This is a genomic window from Faecalibacterium sp. DFI.5.82 (assembly GCF_029076575.1).
GTDB classification, from domain to species: domain Bacteria; phylum Bacillota; class Clostridia; order Oscillospirales; family Ruminococcaceae; genus Faecalibacterium; species Faecalibacterium duncaniae.
Window position 1 is genome coordinate 1 of the sequence record NZ_JARFIS010000293.1, and the last position, 326, is coordinate 326.

Annotated in this window: 1 protein-coding gene; it reads right to left on the minus strand. The window is 64.4% G+C overall.

The genetic code is table 11. From position 1 onward, the window contains the following. Nucleotides 1-326: AraC family transcriptional regulator (locus P0G09_RS16670; RefSeq protein ID WP_275253221.1), on the minus strand; the 326-nt coding region annotated here is incomplete at both ends.

A 326-nucleotide genomic window follows, 5' to 3' on the forward strand; every position in this document is an offset into this window, starting at 1 on the left:
GAAGGTCTTGATGAAGTAGCTGCCATCTGCAAAGCCGCACTCCATCCCGATCTCGCCCGTCTTGAGACGGGTGGAACGGAGCAGCTCGGCGGCCTTCTCCACCCGGAACTGCTTGACATACTGGATGGGCGTGATGCCCAGCATCTGCCGGAAGCTGCGCAGGCAGGCGCTCTCGCTCAGGGCCACGCTGGCCGCGATGCGTTCCACGGTCAGCTCCTCGGCGTAGTGCTCCTCCACCAAGCGGAGCATCTGCTTCATCCGCTCGGCGGCGATCTGCTCCTGCTGGGAGACCTTGGTCCTGACGCCCACGCACTGGGTGCTCAGCA